General features: G+C 47.6%; 3 protein-coding genes. All 3 read right to left on the bottom strand.

What is annotated here, in order from left to right:
• Window positions 1-34: 34 nt before the first annotated feature.
• Window positions 35-700, bottom strand: coding sequence for a hypothetical protein (locus RMO84_RS11635; RefSeq protein WP_310488621.1), 666 nt, complete (start codon window positions 698-700; stop codon window positions 35-37).
• A gap of 74 nt (window positions 701-774) precedes the next feature.
• On the bottom strand, window positions 775-1,881 hold the full coding sequence (gene proB, locus RMO84_RS11640; RefSeq protein WP_310488622.1) for a glutamate 5-kinase: 1,107 nt from the start codon (window positions 1,879-1,881) through the stop codon (window positions 775-777).
• A gap of 288 nt (window positions 1,882-2,169) precedes the next feature.
• The coding region (locus RMO84_RS11645; RefSeq protein WP_396135836.1) for a YqeG family HAD IIIA-type phosphatase at window positions 2,170-2,779 on the bottom strand (610 nt) is incomplete at its 5' end.

Raw genomic sequence — 2,779 nt, forward strand, 5'->3', positions numbered from 1 at the left:
CAGAATCGAGATTGTATCAATCGATCGAGCATAATTATTGATAGACAACTTCCAAAACGCTCACGCGCATTTTTAAGTTTTTCCACCGAGGATCGTCGTCGGCTAATTGTAAACCGTCGCCACTGACTACTCGATACTCCTTGGGAAATTGCTCGATCGCTTTTTCATTCGCATCGACTTTGAGACTCATGCCGAAAAAAGGATAAGTTTTCAGTGCGGGATAACTAACTGAATTACCATAGTCCCAACCCAAACCGCTCACTTCAAATTTACCCGCGATCTTCCGCAATTGTGGGAAAGTCATCCCGACGCGAACGCCACTTTTGGTATACCAATCGGGGTCGCGGACGATCGTCATGAATACTCGATTGCGTTTGCTGTCTTTCCAGACGACTTTTAGCTCTTTATTGTTGGCAAATCTCACCACGGTTGCTGGTAATTTAACCTGCCCTTCTGCGCCATATAATTCAGTTTCACTCAACTTGTTTGCACCGAATAACTGCACCAAGTTGGCATGAGTAGTAGTTTTGACGATCGCGCCAACTCTTTTGCCAGGAACGATTTGTCGATCGACCACACCTAAAATTGTCTCTTTGGATTGCGGTCGGGCTGTATTTTTGTCACCTGCGATCGCTACTTGCGAATATCCGACTGTGGCTGTTAGCACGAAGGTAACGTAAAGCAACAATAAAAATTTCATAATCGGGGCGATCTCAATGTAACTGATTAGGCGTAATAAAATCGATCGATGTTCCGCGATCGAGATTGTGAGGATTAACTCAACACTAAATTATCACGATGTACGACGGTTTCTTCGCCTAGATAGCCGAGTAAATCGAGAATGTCGGTCGAGTGATGTCCCTGAATTCGATCGAGTTCGGCACTACTATAGTTGGTAATTCCCCGCCCGATTTCTTTGCCGCTAAAATCGCACAATTGAACTGCATCAGTCGCGTCAAACTCGCCTTCAATTTTAGCAATTCCGGCTGGTAATAAAGATTTGCCACTAGAGACGATCGCTTGCACTGCACCGTCATCTAGAAAAACTTTACCGACTGTTATCAATCCATGCGCGATCCAGCGTTTTCTCGCACTATCGGCGCGTAATTGGGGCGTAAATTGCGTCCCCAATGGTTCGCCGTGTAAAATTCGCTCGATATTCTGGGGAAATTGCCCGTGGGTGATTGCGGTTTTGACACCTGCGCCAGTGGCAATCCCAGCGGCGGCAATTTTGGTCGCCATGCCTCCCGTTCCCCATTCCGAACCTTTCCCACCGATTTGGATTTGAAGAGCTGTTAAATCCTCTAAGCGATCGATCTGGACGATCGGTTGGGCATCGGGAAATTTGCGGGGGTCGGCGGAGTACAAGCGATCGACATCGGTGAGTAAAAATAACCAGTCGGCGTCGATCGTGCTGGCGACACGGGCGGAGAGAGTATCGTTATCGCCAAATTTCAGCTCGTCTACGGCGACGGTATCGTTTTCATTAACGATCGGCATGACACCGAGTCGGAATAGCTCCTGAAAAGTATTGTAAGCATTGATATAACTGCTCCGGCGATCGAGGTCGCCCCGCGTGAGCAGGATTTGGGCGACTGGCTGCTGATGTTCGCGAAACAGATCGTCATACACCCGCATGATAATCCCTTGCCCCACAGCGGCGGCGGCTTGTTTGAGAGCGATTGTTTTCGGGCGTTCGGTCATGCCCAGTCTTGCCGCGCCAACTCCAACTGCCCCCGAAGATACCAATACAATTCGATGACCCTGGGCGCGCAGATCGACGATGGTCTCTACCAAAGCGGCGATCGTGGCTAATGCTAATCTGCCATCACTACGGGTCAGACTTGATGTACCAACTTTGATGACTAGGGTCTGCGACATAGCGGGGATCGGAGCATACTGATGAGGGATCGAGGCTTTCGGTGATGGAATGAGAAAATCTAATAATTAGTAAAAAATCTAGTCTAAAAAGTTTCAGAGCGTCAACTGCCTATTGGTGGCAGCTAACGCTCTGAAGGTTTTGTTGTTTTATATTATGTTTAGAGTCTTTATCTGGGCTGACTCCATTTGCAATAAAACTATGATGCCAGATTTTTTTGAGCATCCTGGTTTTCTTAATGATTTATTTATATTTCGACTTTATAAGCAATTGTTATGTAATGTAAATATTTATTTCATTACGGCCAAAGACACGCCTAATGTTCTAGCGATCGCAAATTCGACGCTGCGCAGCAGGCTAAACCCGACAGAAGTATCTGCACTGACGATCGGTTCGATCAAGATTGTAAACATGCCCATCCGGTTTCCTGCTAGTACGTCAGTAAACACTCGATCTCCGACCATCGCGACGTGGGCGGGTTCTAGCTTCATTGCCTCGCTCGCTTGGCGGAGTCTGCGCCGCGATGGTTTACCCGCACTGAGGAAGTAAGGTAGCGATAGGCTATCGGCGATCGCGCCAATGCGCACTTGGTTGGGATTATTTGTCACTAGCCAGATGGGAACGAGTTCTTTAGTTTGTTGAATCCACAGGATCAGTTCTGGTTGCGCGACCCCAATCCCGATCGGCACGATCGTATCATCGACATCGAGTACTAAGCCTTTAATTTGATGGCGCGCCAGCAAATCGGGTGTTAAATCCAAAACTGAGCGACCTAACACTAGATCGGGCTGTAATAAGGGGAATAAGGCCATTTTGATAGTTGATAGTTGATAGTTGATAGCGATTTGCGTTCGTCGGGTTTCCCGACGGTTGAGCAAATCAAGACAGTTGATAGTTGAA

The sequence above is a fragment of the Chamaesiphon sp. VAR_69_metabat_338 genome (assembly GCF_031423935.1).
Lineage (GTDB): Bacteria > Cyanobacteriota > Cyanobacteriia > Cyanobacteriales > Chamaesiphonaceae > Chamaesiphon.

Bases quoted from the DNA above. Each gene is read 5' to 3' on its own strand.
- RMO84_RS11635 (WP_310488621.1), bottom strand. From the start codon at position 700: ATGAAATTTTTATTGTTGCTTTACGTTACCTTCGTGCTAACAGCCACA.
- proB (WP_310488622.1), bottom strand. From the start codon at position 1,881: ATGTCGCAGACCCTAGTCATCAAAGTTGGTACATCAAGTCTGACCCGT.